We start from the raw sequence: 15202 nt of genomic DNA on the forward strand, positions 1-15202 counted from the left end.
GGCCGTCTCGCATGCGGTGAACAGGCTGGAAGGGCTACTTGCCCGCGCCCACCAGCTCCTTCTCCTCGCCCGCGTCCTCGCGCCGGTTGCGCAGGATCGACGAGCCGAGCGCGAGCCCGATGAAGGCGACACCGATCAGGCCGGTGACGATCTCCGGGATGTGGTACTTGATGCCGACCAGCAGGATCACCGCGAGCGCGCCGATCGCGTAGTGCGCGCCGTGCTCCAGGTAGACGTAGTCGTCCAGGGTGCCCTTGCGGACCAGGAAGACGGTCAGCGAGCGGATGTACATCGCGCCGATGCCGAGGCCCAGCGTGATCATGAAGATGTCCTGGGAGATGGCGAACGCGCCCACCACGCCGTCGAAGGAGAACGAGGCGTCCAGCACCTCCAGGTAGAGGAAGAGGAAGAACGCGGCCTTGCCGCTCACCTGGACCAGCGACCTGCCGGCCTTCGCGTCCTCCTCCTCGCGCTCGGCCTCGGACTCCAGGCCCGACTCGAAGATCGACGAGAGCCCGCCGACCACGAGGTAGGTGACCAGGCCGAGGACCCCGGCGAGCAGGACGGTCTCGGCGTGCGCGCCCGCGAAGAGGTGGGCGGCGAGCACCAGGGCGACCAGCGCGATCACCGACGAGAAGGCGTCCAGCTTGCCGGCCTTCTCCAGCGGACGCTCGATCCAGGACAGCCAGTTGTGCTCCTTCTCCTCGAACGCGAAGTCCAGGAAGATCATGAGCAGGAAGACGCCGCCGAAGGCCGTGATCGCCGGGTTGGCCGCCTCCAGGTACTGGCCGTAGGTGAGGCCGTCGTGCGTCTTGCCGGAGTGCAGCGCGAGGTCGACGACCGTCGCGGGGTTGAGCTTCGCGGTGAGGCCGACGACCAGCAGCGGGAAGACCAGGCGCATGCCGAAGACGGCGATCAGCACGCCGACGGTCAGGAAGATCTTCTGCCAGTACGGGTTCATCCGCTTCAACACCGTGGCGTTGACCACCGCGTTGTCGAACGACAGGGAGATCTCCAGGACCGAGAGGATCAGCACGATGCCGAACCCCTCGGCTCCCCAGAGGAGACCGGCCGCGATCAGGCCGACGGCGGTGATCGCGAACGACCAGCCGAAAGTGCGGAGGAACACGGGACTTGGTTACCTTTCAGGATGTTTCGGGCGTGCCCAGGTGCGGCCTCGTCCCGAGACGTCCCGACCGGGTGCCGCCCGGTCAGGTCACCTCCGCACTGCCCTCTGTTCTCATGACCATGGAGTGGATGCGCTTGGTCCGTCTTCCGCTGCTGTCAACCCCTCACTGGACGTTCACGCCGAAGTCGAGGGCGATGCCGCGCAGGCCGGAGGCGTAACCCTGGCCCACCGCGCGGAACTTCCACTCGCCCGCGTACCGGTACAGCTCGCCGAAGATCATCGCGGTCTCGCTGGACGCGTCCTCGGTGAGGTCGTAGCGGGCGATCTCCCGCCCGTCCACGGAGTCGACGACCCGGATGAACGCGTTGCGCACCTGGCCGAAGTTCTGCAGCCGCGCCTCGGCCTCGTAGATCGAGACGGCGAAGACGACCTTCTCGGCCTGGGCCGGGACCAGCTCCAGGTTGACGAGGAGCTCCTCGTCGTCACCGGAGTCGTCCCCTCCGGTGAGGTTGTCGCCCTGGTGCTCGACGGAACCCTCCGGACTCCTGAGGTTGTTGTAGAAGACGAAGTACTCGTCCCCCAGCACCCGGCCACCGCCGCAGATCAGCGCGCTCGCGTCGAGGTCGAACGGCGCACCGGTGGTGGAGCGGGCGGACCAGCCGAGTCCGATCTGCACCTGCCTCAGATTCGGCGCGGCCTTGCTGAGCGAGACGTTCCCGCCCTTGGCGAGCGTGACGACCATGACTGTTCTTCCTCCCTTGCCTTCTCCCGGGGCGCGGTGTTCGGCGCGACATTCCAGGTTTAGTCGCCCGAGGCCCCGGCCGGCCCCCTTGAGCCGCCTGAACTTCCTGAACTCACATCCTCGCAGCGCCCCCGGGCAGCACGAAGCCGGGGCGACCGCGAACCTTCGGGTCCACGGTCGCCCCGGCCGGGTGACGCGGTGTCGGGGCGCCGACGCCCCGACGAACGAACGGCGGATCAGACGTTGACGCCGAAGTCCTGGGCGATGCCGCGCAGGCCCGAGGCGTAGCCCTGGCCGATGGCGCGGAACTTCCACTCGCCGCCGCCCCGGTACAGCTCGCCGAAGACCATCGCGGTCTCGGTCGAGGCGTCCTCGGAGAGGTCGTAGCGGGCGAGCTCCTTGTTGTCGGCCTGGTTGACCACGCGGATGAACGCGTTGCGCACCTGGCCGAAGTTCTGCAGCCGCGCCTCGGCGTCGTAGATGGAGACCGGGAAGACGATCTTCTGGACGTCGGCCGGGACGGCGGCCAGGTTGACCCTGATCGCCTCGTCGTCGCCCTCGCCCTCACCGGTGCGGTTGTCACCGGTGTGCTCGACCGAGCCGTCCGGGCTGCGCAGGTTGTTGAAGAAGACGAAGTTGCCGTCCGTGGCCACCTTGCCGAGGTCGTTGCAGAGCAGCGCGCTGGCGTCCAGGTCGAAGTCCGTGCCGGTGGTGGTCCGGACATCCCAGCCCAGGCCGACGACGACGGCCGCGAGGCCCGGGGCCTCCTTGGTGAGCGAGACGTTGCCGCCCTTGCTGAGGCTGACTCCCACGTGTCCTCCAAGAATCGGGAGGCACGCGCTGGCGCCCCCGGTGGTGCGGTGCGAGGCGCGAGCCCGCCTGGCGGCTCCCGCGCCTCATCCGATCAACGGACCGAGCGTAGTTCGAAGTTCCCGCACCGGCCCGAGGACGCACCGCGGAGGAGGCGTCGCCGGGAACGCACCGCCGGGAACGCGGACGGGCCCGGGTGCGGCTGTCCGCGCCCTCGGCGGACAGCCGCACCCGGGCCCGTGGGGCCGCGGGCGCCCGTCAGAGCGCGCCGAGGACCCGCAGGTACTCCTGCTCGTCCCGGGCGTCCGGGAGGTCGTTCACGATGCTCCAGCGGACCACGCCGGCCTTGTCGATCACGAAGGTGCCGCGGACGGCGCAGCCCTTCTCGTCGTTGAACACGCCGTAGGCGCGGGAGACCTCACCGTGCGGCCAGAAGTCGGACAGCAGCGGGTACTCCAGGCCCTCCTGCTCGGCGAAGACGCGCTGGGTGAACGGCGAGTCGTTGGAGATCCCGAGCACCTGGACGTCCTCGTTCTGCAGCCGCGGCAGCTCCTTCTGGATCGCGCAGACCTCGCCGGTGCAGACACCGGTGAACGCGAACGGGTAGAAGACCAGGACGACGTTCTTCTCGCCCCGGAAGTCGGAGAGCTTGACCAGCTCGCCGTGCTGGTTCCTGAGCTCGAAGTCCGGAGCCTCGGTACCGACCTCGATGGCCATGGTGGGACCTTTCTGACGCGACGGCGCCGCGCGGCGGGCGCGGCGAGCCACATCCTCGCATCCGTTCGGGTGTGTTCGGCCGGACGGGTCAGGCCGACGGCCGTCCGGTCACCCGCGTTCGCCTTGGGCGAACAGCCCCTCCGGCGACGCGTCCGACCCGGGCGCGGAAACGGCCGGGCCCCGCTGGAGGAAGCTCCAGCGGGGCCCGGCCGGGGGCCTTCAGCGGCCCGGTGCCAGGTGCCCGGTCAGCGCCTGCCGCCCGGCTTGGCGGCGGACTTGGTCGCCAGGCGGGTGGCCGCCCAGTCCTTGGCGACCGCGATCGAGCTGGTCTGCGAGAGGCCGGCGGTGCGGGCGGCGTCCGCGATGTCCGAGGCCTCGATGTGGCCGTCGCGGCCGGTCTTGGGCGTCAGCAGCCAGATGAGGCCGCCCTCGGCCAGGTACTCCAGGGCGTCGACGAGGGCGTCGGTCAGGTCCCCGTCGTCGTCGCGGTGCCACAGCAGGACGGCGTCGGCGACGTCGTCGTAGTCCTCGTCGACGAGATCCGTCCCGGTGAGCTCCTCGATGCCCTCGCGGAGATCCTGGTCAGTGTCTTCGTCGTACCCCAGCTCCTGAATGATCTGGCCCTCTTCGAAGCCGAGACGGGCCGCCGGGTTGGACTTGTCCGCGGGGTCCGCGGTCGCGCTCACGGGAATAACCTCCAGTATTCGGCTCGGCGTCCATGCCGAGGCTGTGGCCGTAGTCCACACGGGCGCGGCGGTTCGCGCAAGTACCCGACCCCCGATCCCCTCCAAAGGTTGACGTGTCGCAGCGGGACACGCCGGTCGAGGTGTCGGGAATCACACCGATTTGCCCTTCTCTGCATGAGACAAGGATGCTTCGGGTGGTCCCGGCCCACAGGGCGTACGCGTGCCCGAGATGCGAACGGCATTCGGGTCCGCGTGTGCGCGGGCGTAGAGTCTCCTGTTGGCCCTCACCCCGGCCGCCCGCCATCGGGCGGACGGGAAACCAGGTCGGACCACCTCTTTTCGTAACACCCGGGGGTGCGCGGCGCAGGCGAAGACGCCTGAACCGCTCACCGCCAGACCGTCCCGCCCACCAGGCGGAACGGTTACCGATCGGTAGAGATGACGGATCTCCGAGCGCGGTAGCACGATGGAGGCGGCGCGACACACCTCAGTTTCGACCGACAGTGAAGGAACAGCGTGGCTTCCGGATCCGATCGCAACCCGATCATCATTGGCGGCCTTCCGAGTCAGGTCCCGGACTTCGATCCCGAGGAGACCGCGGAATGGCTGGAGTCGCTTGACGCGGCCATCGACGAGCGGGGGCGCGAGCGTGCCCGTTACCTGATGCTCCGCCTGATCGAGCGCGCCCGCGAGAAGCGTGTCGCCGTGCCCGAGATGCGCAGCACGGACTACGTCAACACCATCGCCACCAAGGACGAGCCGTTCTTCCCCGGCAACGAGGAGATCGAGCGCAAGATCCTGAACGCGACCCGCTGGAACGCGGCCGTCATGGTCTCCCGGGCCCAGCGCCCCGGCATCGGCGTGGGCGGCCACATCGCCACCTTCGCCTCCTCCGCGTCGCTCTACGACGTCGGCTTCAACTACTTCTTCCGCGGCAAGGACGCCGAGGGCGAGTCCGGCGACCAGATCTTCTTCCAGGGCCACGCCTCCCCCGGCATCTACGCCCGCGCCTTCCTCCTGGACCGGCTCACCGAGCAGCAGCTCGACGCGTTCCGCCAGGAGAAGTCGAAGGCCCCGTACGGCCTGTCCAGCTACCCGCACCCGCGGCTGATGCCGGACTTCTGGGAGTTCCCGACCGTCTCGATGGGCCTCGGCCCGCTCGGCGCGATCTACCAGGCCCGGATGAACCGCTACCTGGAGCACCGCGGCATCAAGGACACCTCCGACTCGCACGTGTACGCCTTCCTCGGCGACGGCGAGATGGACGAGCCGGAGTCGCTGGGCCAGCTGTCGCTGGCCGCGCGCGAGGGCCTGGACAACCTGACCTTCGTGGTCAACTGCAACCTGCAGCGCCTGGACGGCCCGGTCCGCGGCAACGGCAAGATCATCCAGGAGCTGGAGTCCCAGTTCCGGGGTGCCGGCTGGAACGTGATCAAGCTGGTCTGGGACCGCAGCTGGGACCCGCTGCTCGCGCAGGACCGCGACGGCGTCCTGGTCAACAAGCTGAACACCACGGTGGACGGCCAGTTCCAGACCTACGCCACCGAGACCGGCGAGTACATCCGCGAGCACTTCTTCGGCTCCGACCTGCGCCTGCGCAAGATGGTCGAGAGCATGACCGACCAGCAGATCCAGCACCTGGGTCGCGGCGGCCACGACCACAAGAAGATCTACGCGGCGTTCAAGGCGGCCCGCGAGCACAAGGGCCAGCCGACGGTCATCCTCGCCCAGACGGTCAAGGGCTGGACGCTCGGCCCCAACTTCGAGGGCCGCAACGCCACCCACCAGATGAAGAAGCTGACGGTCGAGGACCTGAAGCGCTTCCGCGACCGGCTGCACCTGCCGATCACCGACAAGCAGCTCGAGGAGGGCTACCCGCCCTACTACCACCCGGGCCGCAACTCGGAGGAGATCCAGTACATGCACGACCGCCGCCAGGAGCTCGGCGGCTACGTGCCGACCCGCAAGGTGCGCCCGCGCAAGCTGGAGCTGCCCGGCGACGACGCGTACAAGGCGGTCAAGAAGGGTTCCGGCAACCAGACCATCGCCACCACCATGGCGTTCGTCCGGCTGCTCAAGGACCTCATGCGGGACAAGGGCATCGGCAACCGCTTCGTGCCGATCGCGCCCGACGAGTACCGCACCTTCGGCATGGACTCGCTCTTCCCGTCGGCGAAGATCTACAACCCGCTCGGCCAGACCTACGAGTCGGTCGACCGCGATCTGCTCCTCGCCTACAAGGAGTCGCCGAAGGGCCAGATGCTGCACGACGGCATCTCCGAGGCCGGCTGCACCGCCTCGCTGATCGCCGCCGGCTCGGCCTACGCCACCCACGGCGAGCCGCTGATCCCGGTGTACGTCTTCTACTCGATGTTCGGGTTCCAGCGCACCGGCGACCAGTTCTGGCAGATGGCCGACCAGTTGGCCCGCGGCTTCGTGCTCGGCGCCACCGCCGGCCGCACCACGCTGACCGGTGAGGGCCTCCAGCACGCCGACGGCCACTCGCACCTGCTGGCCTCCACCAACCCGGGCGTCGTGGCCTACGACCCGGCGTACGGCTTCGAGATCGCGCACATCGTCCAGGACGGTCTGCGCCGGATGTACGGTTCCAGCGCCGAGCACCCCCACGGCGAGGACGTGTTCTACTACCTCACCGTCTACAACGAGCCGATCAAGATGCCGGCCGAGCCCGAGAACGTGGACGTCGAGGGCATCCTCAAGGGTCTGCACCGGTACGCGCCGGCCACCGCCGGCCAGATCCCGGCCCAGATCCTCGCCTCCGGCGTGGCGGTGCCGTGGGCCCTGGAGGCCCAGCGCATCCTCGCCGAGGAGTGGAACGTCAAGGCCGACGTCTGGTCCGCGACCTCCTGGAACGAGCTGCGCCGCGACGCGGTGGAGGCCGAGGAGTTCAACCTGCTGCACCCCGAGGAGCAGCAGCGCGTCCCGTACGTGACCCAGAAGCTCCAGGGCGCCGAGGGCCCGTTCGTCGCCGTGTCCGACTGGATGCGTGCGGTGCCGGACCAGATCTCCCGCTGGGTGCCGGGCCAGTACCAGTCGCTGGGTGCCGACGGCTTCGGCTTCGCCGACACCCGTGGCGCCGCCCGCCGCTTCTTCCACATCGACGCGCAGTCGGTCGTCCTGGCGGTGCTCACCGAGCTCGCCAAGCAGGGCAAAATCGACCGCAGCGCGCTGAAGGAGGCGGTGGACCGCTACCAGCTGCTCGACGTGGCCGCGGCCGACCCGGGTGCCGCCGGCGGCGACGCCTGATCCGCCCGTAGGCACGGAAGGGCCGGACTCCCGCAACGGGGGTCCGGCCCTTCCGGTGTTCCCGGAGGAGGAAGGCGGCCCGTCTTCAACCCCCCGCCTGCGCGGGGGTGAAGACAGGCCCTACGGAGATCAGATGTGCACGGCCGGGCCCGCGTCGGTGGCGCCCCGGCGGGTGAGCAGGCCGAGCAGGGCGGCGCCGAAGGCCACCACGGCGGCCACCGCGAAGGCGAGCGACATGCCGCTCACGAAGGACTCGTGGACCGCGCCGGCCATGCCGTCCACCACCTGCTGCGGGGTGCCGGGCGGGGCCGGCGGGGCGATGCCGAGCTGGGCGGCCTGCTTGAGGCCCTCGGCCTGCGGGCCCTCGACCGGCGGCAGGCCGGCCCTGGCCCAGTTGCCGGGCAGCACGTCGCCGACCTCGGCGGCCATCAGCGCGCCCAGCACCGCGGTGCCGAGGCTGCCGCCGACCTGCATGGCGGCCTGCTGGAGGCCGCCGGCCACGCCGGACAGCTCCAGCGGGGCGTTGCCGACGATCACCTCGGTGGCGCCGACCATGACCGGGCTGATGCCGAGGCCCATCAGGACGAACCAGAGCGACATCACGCCGGTGCCGGAGCCGGTGTCCAGGGTGGACATGCCGAACATGGCGGTGGTGGTGATCAGCATGCCGACCACGATCGGGATGCGCGGGCCGAGCTTGCCGATCGCGATGCCGGCGACCGGCGACCCGACGATCATCATGCCGGTCATCGGGAGCAGGTGGACGCCCGCCCGGACCGGCGTCATCCCGTGCACGTTCTGCAGGTAGAAGGTCACGAAGAAGATCGCGCCGAAGAACGCGAAGGCCATCAGCACCATCAGCAGCGTGCCCGCCGACAGCGGCACCGAGCGGAACAGGCCGAGCGGGATCAGCGGCTCCTTCGCCTTGGCCTGCCAGAGCGCGAACAGCACCATCAGCACGACGGCGCCGCCGAGGAACAGCAGCGTCCTCGTGTCGCCCCAGCCCCACTCGGGGGCCTTGATGATGCCGAAGACGAGGGCGAACATCGCCACCGACAGCAGCGCGATGCCCGGCACGTCGAAGGACCTGGCGGCGTTCTCGGCCCGGACGTCCTTGACCACCAGCAGGCCGAGGACGAGCGCGATCAGGCCGACCGGGATGTTGATGAAGAACACCGACTCCCAGCTGACGTGCTCGACCAGCAGCCCGCCGACGATCGGGCCGGCCGCGGTGGAGGCGCCGATCACGCCGCCCCAGATGCCGATCGCCATGTTGAGCTTCTCGGCCGGGAACGCCCCGCGCAGCAGGCCGAGCGCGGCCGGCTGGAGCAGCGCGCCGAACAGGCCCTGCAGGACGCGGAAGGCGATGACGGTCCGGATGTTCCCGGCGAAGCCGATCGCGGCCGAGGTGGCGGCGAAGCCGACCGCGCCGACCAGGAACGTGGTCTTGTGCCCGAAGCGGTCGCCGATCTTGCCGGCGGTGATCAGGAAGACCGCGAGCGCCAGCAGGTAGCCGCTGGTCACCCACTGGATCTCGGACGGCGCGGCCTTCAGCTTCTCCTGGATGACCGGGTTGGCGATCGCGACGATCGTGCCGTCCAGGGCGACCATCATCACGCCGACCGCGACGGTCAGCAGGGTCAGCCAGGGGTGGCCCTTGATCCCACCCCCCGGCGGTGCCGGGCGCTGCGGCGGGTCGTCCGCCTTGGCGTTGTTGACGACGGACTGGCTCATCTGGGGCCCTCCACGGGCGTGTGCGGCGAACGGAACCGAATGGACGTGGCCGTGGCGCCCCGGCCCACCCGTCCCCACGAGCTGCCCGGCCCGGCGGGCGCCACTTCCGGCAGATTATGTCAGCCACTGACATTCGGCAAAGGCTGACTTCTGGCCAGTGCTGTCATTTGTCAGGCCGCTAAGGTGGTCCTCCCACCCCGACCGCACCCGCGCCCGGAAGGCCCCGCCATGGCCGCTCACGCCCCCCACCCCACCGCCGCCCCCGAGGACCTCGGACGGGTACCCGGACTGCGCGAGCGCAAGAAGCAGCAGACCCGCGACGCCCTCGTCCAGGCCGCCCACGTGCTCTTCCTCAGCCAGGGCTTCGCGCAGACGACCGTCGACGAGATCGCCACCGCCGTCGACGTCTCCCAGCGCACCTTCTTCCGCTACTTCGCCAACAAGGACGAGGTCGCGCTCGCCGTCATGGCCGACGCCGAGGACTACTTCATCGAGTGCCTGCGCCACCGCCCCGCCGCCGAGACCCCGCTCCAGGCCCTGCGCGCCTCGATCGTCAAGGCCTGGCGCGACCTCGGGAGCGCGGAGCGGACCGGGCTCGGCTCGATCCGCAGCGCCCTCGAACTCATGCGGATGATCGAGGAGACGCCCACCCTGCTCGCCGCCCACCTGCGCCGGGTCACCGAGCAGGAGCGGGTGGTGGTCCAGGTGATCGCCGAGCGCGAGGGGCTGGACCCCGCCGAGGACCTGCGCCCCACCGTCCTCGCCGCCGTCTTCGCCAGCGTGCTGCGCGCCGCCCACCTGTCCTGGAAGGCCGACCAGGAACCCGCCGGCCCGGAGGGCATGATCGCCGTCATCGAGCGGCACTTCGACCAGCTCGGCCCCGCCCTGGCCGGCCACTGGCGGGGCACCCCGGAGTAGCACCGGGGTCATACCCGGGTACTACGCGGAATCCGGGCCCCCGGTCCGACGCCGCCCGAGCCGCCCGCACCTACGCTGGCGGGATGATCGCCCCGCCTCCCGGGAAGCCCCGCGGCCCGTCCCCGCGCGCGCTGCTCGCGCCGCTGCTCAGCCCGTCCACCGACCACACGCCGCTCCTGGCGCAGGCGCGGCAGCCCTGGCTGCGCTACCTGCCGTACGTGTGCGCGCTGGCCGCGATCTCCGCGCTGCTGCCCAGCTCGATCAACGTGCTGGCCAACGACTACGGGATCGACACCGGGCTCGCGGCGGCCCTCGCCGTCGCGCAGACCGTGCCGCTGCTCCTGGCGCCGGCCCGGCCGCTGGCCGCCTGGTGGATGGTCGGGCTGACGGACCTCCTGACGTCCGCACTGGTCCTCACCACGGCCACCAGAACGGCACCGGTCTTCCCCTGGCCGGCCACCAGCCTGGTCGGGTACCTGCTGCTGATGCTGCCGCTCGCCCTCCGCGAGGCGCGGCGCACCCTGGTCGCGGTGTGGCTGGCCACCACCGCCGTGAGCCTCGTGTTCTCCGTGATCGGGGCGGTGCGCGACTGGGGCGGCGACAACAGCGTGCTGGCGATCGCCCTCACCGGCGCGGTCCTGGTCCTCGGCGGCGCCCTGCGGGAACGCGCCGAGGCGCGCCGGCTGCTCACCGAGCAGGAGCACATCAGCGAGGCCGAGCGGGAGCGCCGCACCCTGCTGGAGGAGCGCGCCCGGATCGCGCGCGAGCTGCACGACGTGGTGGCGCACCACATGTCGGTGATCGCCGTACAGGCGGCCAGCGCGCCGTACCGGATCAGCGGCGTCCCGGACGAGGCCGCCGAGGAGTTCACCGCGATCGCCGGCTCCGCGCGCGAGTCGCTCGCCGAGATGCGGCGCCTGCTGGGGGTGTTGCGCAGCGAGGAGTCCGCGGCCGAGAAGGCGCCGCAGCCGGGCGTGGAGCAACTCGGCCAGCTGGTCGAGACGGTGGGCCGGGCCGGGGTGCCGGCCGAGCTGACGGTGGCCCCGGGGCTGGCGGAGCGGGTGCCGCAGGCCGTCGCCCTCTCCGCGTACCGGATCGTCCAGGAGTCGCTGGCCAACGTCGTCCGGCACGCGCCCGGGGCGCGGACCTGGGTCTCGCTCACGGCCGACGGCCCGGCGCTGCTGGTCACCGTGGTGAACGCACCGCCGCCCGAGCGCACCGAGTCGCTGGAGGCCTCGGTCGAGGGCACCGGGCAGGGCCTGGTCGGAATGCGGGAACGCGTCCGGCTCGTCGATGGCAGGCTGGACACCGGCCCGCTGCCGGACGGCGGCTTCAAGGTGGCCGCCGTCCTGCCCCTCGACACCGCCCGGGAGACTCCCGCATGACCATCCGCGTGATCATCGTCGACGACCAGGCCATGGTGCGGGCCGGCTTCGCCGCCCTGCTGGGTGCCCAGAGCGACATCGACGTGGTGGGGGACGCGGCGGACGGCGCGCAGGCCCTGGAGGTCAGCGGCCGCACCCACCCGGACGTCGTCCTGATGGACGTCCGGATGCCCGGCATGGACGGCCTGGAGGCGGCCCGGCGGCTGCTCGACCCGGCCGCTGTCGGTCGGGGAGGTGGCGGCGCGCACCGGCCCAAGGTGCTGATGCTGACCACCTTCGACGTGGACGACTACGTGTACGAGGCGCTGCGCGCCGGGGCGAGCGGCTTCCTGCTGAAGGACGCCCCGCCGGCCGACCTGATCGCGGCCGTCCGGGTCGTGGCGGCCGGGGAGGCGCTGCTCGCGCCCTCGGTGACGCGCCGGCTGATCGAGGACTTCGCCCGCACCCGTCCGGCCAGGCGGCACGACCCCAGGGTGCGGCTCAACGGGCTGACCCCGCGCGAGACCGAGGTGCTGGAGCTGATCGCCCGCGGCCTGTCCAACCAGGAGATCGCCGGGCGCCTGGTGCTGGCCGAGCAGACGGTCAAGACGCACATCGGACGCATCCTCGCCAAGCTCGACCTGCGCGACCGCGCCCAGGCGGTCGTCCTCGCCTACGAGTCCGGACTCGTGACACCCGGCCAGTGACCCGCCCGTCCGCCTCCGGGCACGCCCTGCGGGTGCCCGGTGCCGACAGTCGGCGCTCCCTCGTCGCTCCCCCGCTCGCCTTCCTCGCCCGCCATCGGGCAGAGGGTCACCCTTCCGGCACCGGCACGCCCTTGGGCTCGGGGCGGGAGTGATACCCGGGTAGCACCCGGGACTTGGCCCCGCGGTGTGACGTCCGCAGGGCCGTCGCGTTCCTACCTTCCTCTCCGTCGCCAGCGAGCAACGGACGAGGGAGTACAGGGACATGCGCAATTTTCGGGCCGGGCGTGCGATCGCCGCCACCGTGGTGGCCCTCGCGGCGGTGCTCGGCGCGGGCGGCTGGGCCGCCGGCACCCAGCACGCCGTCACCGGCCCGCCGCCGGGCAGCGCCGGGTGGACGGCCGACACCGCGCTCGGCCTCCGGCTGCCCGACCCGGCCACCGCCGCCCCGGCCGAAGTCGCCGCGTTCTTCGCGCAGTTGACGCCCGCCCAGCGCGACGCGCTCGCCACCCGGCACCCGCTGGTGGTCGGCAACCTGGACGGCGCCCCCGTCCGACTCCGGTACCACGCCAACGCCCTGGCCCTCGCCGGGGAACGCGACCGGGAGACCGCCCGGGCCGCCGACCCGGCCCTCACCCCGCAGGACCAGGCCGCCGCCCGCACCCGCGCGGAGCGCTACCGCACCCTGCTCGACGGCGGACGGCAGATCCTCGCCTTCGACCCGCGCGGCCGCGGCCAGGTCGCCGAGGTCTACGGCGACCTCGCCGCCGCCCGCCGCACCGCCGTCGTCGTCCCCGGCTCCGACATCGACCTGCTCGACTTCGACCGCGCCGCCGACCCGTACGGCACCCCCGCCGGCATGGCCGGGTCGCTGTACGAGGCCACCGGCCGGACGACCGCCGTGATCGCCTGGGCCGGCTACACCACCCCGGTCGGGCTCGGCCTGGACGCCGCCACCGAGGACCTGGCCCGCGCCGGGGCCGACCGGCTCACCCGGCTGCTCGACGGACTCGCCGTCAGCACCCGCCCCGAGGCCCCGGCCACGCTCTTCTGCCACAGCTACGGCTCGGTCGTCTGCGGCCTGAACCGCCCGGGCCCCGCGCAGGCCTCCGGCGTGGTCGTGCTCGGCTCACCCGGCATGGGCGTCGGCTCCGCCGCCGACCTCGACCCGCGCGTCCCGCTCTGGGCCACCGCCCGCAACGGCTCCGACTGGATCGGCCGGGTGCCCAACGTCTCGCTGTTCGGCCTCGGCCACGGCGCCGACCCGACCGACCCGGACTTCGGGGCCCGCCCCCTGCCGTCCACCGGCTCGCACGGCCACACCGGCTACTTCGCCCCCGGCACCGCCTCGCTCGCCGCCTACGCCGCCCTCGCGCAAGGCCGCTGACCACCTCCGACCAGGCCATCCCGACCAGGCCACCCCGACCAGGACCAGGAGCACCGCCATGGCCCACCCGCTCACCGCGCCGCCCCTCACCGCCCTGCGCCGCGCCGCCCGCGAGGTAGACGCCCGCACCCCCGAGCACCGCGACCGCGCCCTCGACGGCCTGCGCGCCCTCGCCCTGCTCGCCGTCCCGATCGGGCACTGGATGCTCGGCGGCCTGACCCGCGACCCCGACGGCACCCTGCACAACGCCAGTCCGCTCTCCTCGCTCGGCTTCTTCGCCCCGGTGAGCTGGGTGCTGCAGATGCTCGGGGTGTTCTTCCTGGTCGGCGGCCACTCCTCGGTCCGCTCGCTGGACCGGGCCCGCGCCAAGGGCCTGACGTACGGGGGCTGGCTGCGCGCCCGGACGGTCCGGCTGCTGCGCCCGGTGCTCGGGGTGACGGCCGTGTGGGCGCTGCTGATCCCGGTGCTGCCCCGGCTCGGCGTCCCGGCCGGCACCGTCCGCTCCGGCGCGACACTGGTGGTGCAGCCGCTCTGGTACATCGCCGTCTACCTGGGGGTGACCGCGCTCACCCCGGTCTGTCTGGCCGCCGCCCGGCGGTTCGGCGCCTGGTCGGCCGGCCTCCTGGTGGCCGCCGTCGCCGTGGTGGACCTGCTGCGGTACGGGCCGTGGGCTGCGGAGGTGCCGTCCTGGGTCGGGCTGGTCAACATCCTGCCGGGCTGGCTGTTCGGCTACCAGCTGGGCGCGCTGTGGGCGCGGGGCCGGCTCGACCGCAGGGCCGCGCGGGTGCTGCTGGCCGGCGGCGGTGCGCTGTTCGCCGCGCTGCTGCTGGTGTTCCACTACCCGGCGAGCATGGTCGGCGTGCCCGGGGTCGAGCGGACCAACTCGCACCCGCCGTCCCTGCTGGTGCTCGCCCTGGCGGCGGCCCAGTGCGGCGCCGCGGTGCTGCTGCGGGAGCGCCTGGGCCGGCTGCTGACGCGCCGTCCGCTGCTATGGCTGCCGGTCGTGGTGGTCAACCTGTCGGCGATGACGATCTTCTGCTGGCACCAGAGCGCGATGCTCGCCGTCGCGGTGCCCGGCGCCGCCGGCCTCGGCGCCGTCCCCGGACTGACCACCGCGCCGGACTCGCCGGCCTGGGTCGCCGCCCGCCTGGCGCTGCTCCCGCTGTTCGCGGCCGCGCTGGTGGCGATCGGCTGGTTCACCCGGCGGTTCGACGCGCCCTGGACGGCCATCGCCCGCCCGTGGAAGGCGGCGGCCGGGGCCGGGGCGGCGCTGTTCACCGCGTACGCGCTGGGGGTGGTGTGACCCGTCCGTCCCGGCGAGCACGCGCCCCCGGAGCGCCTTACCGCGCACCGGGGGTGCGTTGTCGGCGGCGTGCTCTAACCTGCCGCCATGGTGACGTTCGACGAGTTCCGTGCGATGGCCCTGACCCTGCCGGAGACCGCGCAGGAGCCGACGTGGGAGATCGAGACGCTGCGCGTGCGGGCCAAGATCTTCGCGATGGGGTCCCCCGGGGGCGAGCGGGTCACCGTCAAGGCGAGCCCCGAGGACCAGGCCGAACTCCTGACCGCCGAACCCCAGGTGTTCTCCTCGGCGCCGTACGTCGGCCGACACGGCTGGGTGAGCGTCCGGCTGGACCTCGTCGACCCCGAGGAGCTCCGCGACCTGGTCACCGAGGCCTGGCGGCGCACCGCGCCCAAGCGGCTGGTCAGGGAATTCGACGCGGGAACGCAGTGACACCCGGAA

Annotated in this window: 13 protein-coding genes; 7 read left to right on the forward strand and 6 right to left on the reverse strand. The window is 72.1% G+C overall.

From position 1 onward, the window contains the following. Positions 1–34: 34 nt before the first annotated feature. From ACWCXH_RS17650 to ACWCXH_RS17670, 5 genes are all read right to left on the reverse strand, one after another. The gene (locus tag ACWCXH_RS17650) at positions 35–1129 is read right to left on the reverse strand and encodes a DUF475 domain-containing protein (protein WP_449802320.1); all 1095 of its coding nucleotides are present in this window, start codon (positions 1127–1129) and stop codon (positions 35–37) included. A gap of 163 nt (positions 1130–1292) precedes the next feature. Next, positions 1293–1871 carry a TerD family protein gene (locus ACWCXH_RS17655; RefSeq protein ID WP_449802321.1) on the reverse strand — a complete coding sequence of 193 codons (579 nt, stop codon included), beginning with the start codon at positions 1869–1871 and terminating at the stop codon, positions 1293–1295. Positions 1872–2107: 236 nt separating this feature from the next. Continuing rightward, a complete protein-coding gene (locus ACWCXH_RS17660; protein WP_449802322.1) occupies positions 2108–2683 on the reverse strand; it encodes a TerD family protein in 576 nt (191 codons plus the stop codon). Positions 2684–2939: 256 nt separating this feature from the next. Then, a complete protein-coding gene (locus ACWCXH_RS17665) occupies positions 2940–3398 on the reverse strand; it encodes a peroxiredoxin (RefSeq protein WP_449802323.1) in 459 nt (152 codons plus the stop codon). Between the two features lie 245 nt (positions 3399–3643). Next, entirely contained in the window at positions 3644–4084 is a 441-nt protein-coding gene (locus ACWCXH_RS17670; protein WP_449802324.1) for a DUF3052 domain-containing protein, read from the reverse strand. Between the two features lie 516 nt (positions 4085–4600). Here ACWCXH_RS17670 and aceE point away from each other — a divergent pair. Next, the gene (gene aceE / locus ACWCXH_RS17675; RefSeq protein WP_449802325.1) at positions 4601–7351 is read left to right on the forward strand and encodes a pyruvate dehydrogenase (acetyl-transferring), homodimeric type; all 2751 of its coding nucleotides are present in this window, start codon (positions 4601–4603) and stop codon (positions 7349–7351) included. 129 nt (positions 7352–7480) lie between these two features. On the opposite strand, the gene ACWCXH_RS17680 is transcribed toward aceE, so the two are convergent. Further along, positions 7481–9085, reverse strand: a complete 1605-nt coding sequence (locus tag ACWCXH_RS17680; protein WP_449802326.1) for an MFS transporter — start codon at positions 9083–9085, stop codon at positions 7481–7483. 228 nt (positions 9086–9313) lie between these two features. On the opposite strand from ACWCXH_RS17680, the gene ACWCXH_RS17685 reads away from it, so the two are divergent. From ACWCXH_RS17685 to ACWCXH_RS17710, 6 genes are all read left to right on the forward strand, one after another. Then, on the forward strand, positions 9314–10003 hold the full coding sequence (locus ACWCXH_RS17685) for a TetR family transcriptional regulator (protein ID WP_449802327.1): 690 nt from the start codon (positions 9314–9316) through the stop codon (positions 10001–10003). Positions 10004–10086: 83 nt separating this feature from the next. Beyond that, positions 10087–11388: a sensor histidine kinase gene (locus ACWCXH_RS17690; RefSeq protein WP_449802328.1), complete on the forward strand. Its 1302-nt coding sequence runs from the start codon at positions 10087–10089 to the stop codon at positions 11386–11388. Further along, on the forward strand, positions 11385–12074 hold the full coding sequence (locus ACWCXH_RS17695) for a response regulator (protein WP_449802329.1): 690 nt from the start codon (positions 11385–11387) through the stop codon (positions 12072–12074). The genes ACWCXH_RS17690 and ACWCXH_RS17695 overlap by 4 nt, the downstream gene beginning before the upstream one ends. Before the next feature lie 262 nt (positions 12075–12336). Continuing rightward, the gene (locus tag ACWCXH_RS17700) at positions 12337–13458 is read left to right on the forward strand and encodes an alpha/beta hydrolase (RefSeq protein WP_449802330.1); all 1122 of its coding nucleotides are present in this window, start codon (positions 12337–12339) and stop codon (positions 13456–13458) included. Between the two features lie 58 nt (positions 13459–13516). Continuing rightward, positions 13517–14761, forward strand: a complete 1245-nt coding sequence (locus tag ACWCXH_RS17705) for an acyltransferase family protein (protein WP_449802331.1) — start codon at positions 13517–13519, stop codon at positions 14759–14761. An 87-nt stretch (positions 14762–14848) separates the two neighbouring features. Continuing rightward, on the forward strand, positions 14849–15193 hold the full coding sequence (locus tag ACWCXH_RS17710) for an MmcQ/YjbR family DNA-binding protein (protein ID WP_449802332.1): 345 nt from the start codon (positions 14849–14851) through the stop codon (positions 15191–15193). Positions 15194–15202: the final 9 nt, after the last annotated feature.

Source organism: Kitasatospora sp. NPDC001660 (assembly GCF_053596725.1).

What these genes read in the sequence shown, in the direction of transcription:
- ACWCXH_RS17695 (WP_449802329.1), top strand. Translation starts at nt 11,385, where the DNA reads ATGACCATCCGCGTGATCATCGTCGACGACCAGGCCATGGTGCGGGCC.
- ACWCXH_RS17665 (WP_449802323.1), bottom strand. Translation starts at nt 3,398, where the DNA reads ATGGCCATCGAGGTCGGTACCGAGGCTCCGGACTTCGAGCTCAGGAAC.
- ACWCXH_RS17700 (WP_449802330.1), top strand. Translation starts at nt 12,337, where the DNA reads ATGCGCAATTTTCGGGCCGGGCGTGCGATCGCCGCCACCGTGGTGGCC.
- ACWCXH_RS17680 (WP_449802326.1), bottom strand. Translation starts at nt 9,085, where the DNA reads ATGAGCCAGTCCGTCGTCAACAACGCCAAGGCGGACGACCCGCCGCAG.
- ACWCXH_RS17705 (WP_449802331.1), top strand. Translation starts at nt 13,517, where the DNA reads ATGGCCCACCCGCTCACCGCGCCGCCCCTCACCGCCCTGCGCCGCGCC.
- ACWCXH_RS17685 (WP_449802327.1), top strand. Translation starts at nt 9,314, where the DNA reads ATGGCCGCTCACGCCCCCCACCCCACCGCCGCCCCCGAGGACCTCGGA.
- ACWCXH_RS17690 (WP_449802328.1), top strand. Translation starts at nt 10,087, where the DNA reads ATGATCGCCCCGCCTCCCGGGAAGCCCCGCGGCCCGTCCCCGCGCGCG.
- ACWCXH_RS17710 (WP_449802332.1), top strand. Translation starts at nt 14,849, where the DNA reads ATGGTGACGTTCGACGAGTTCCGTGCGATGGCCCTGACCCTGCCGGAG.
- ACWCXH_RS17655 (WP_449802321.1), bottom strand. Translation starts at nt 1,871, where the DNA reads ATGGTCGTCACGCTCGCCAAGGGCGGGAACGTCTCGCTCAGCAAGGCC.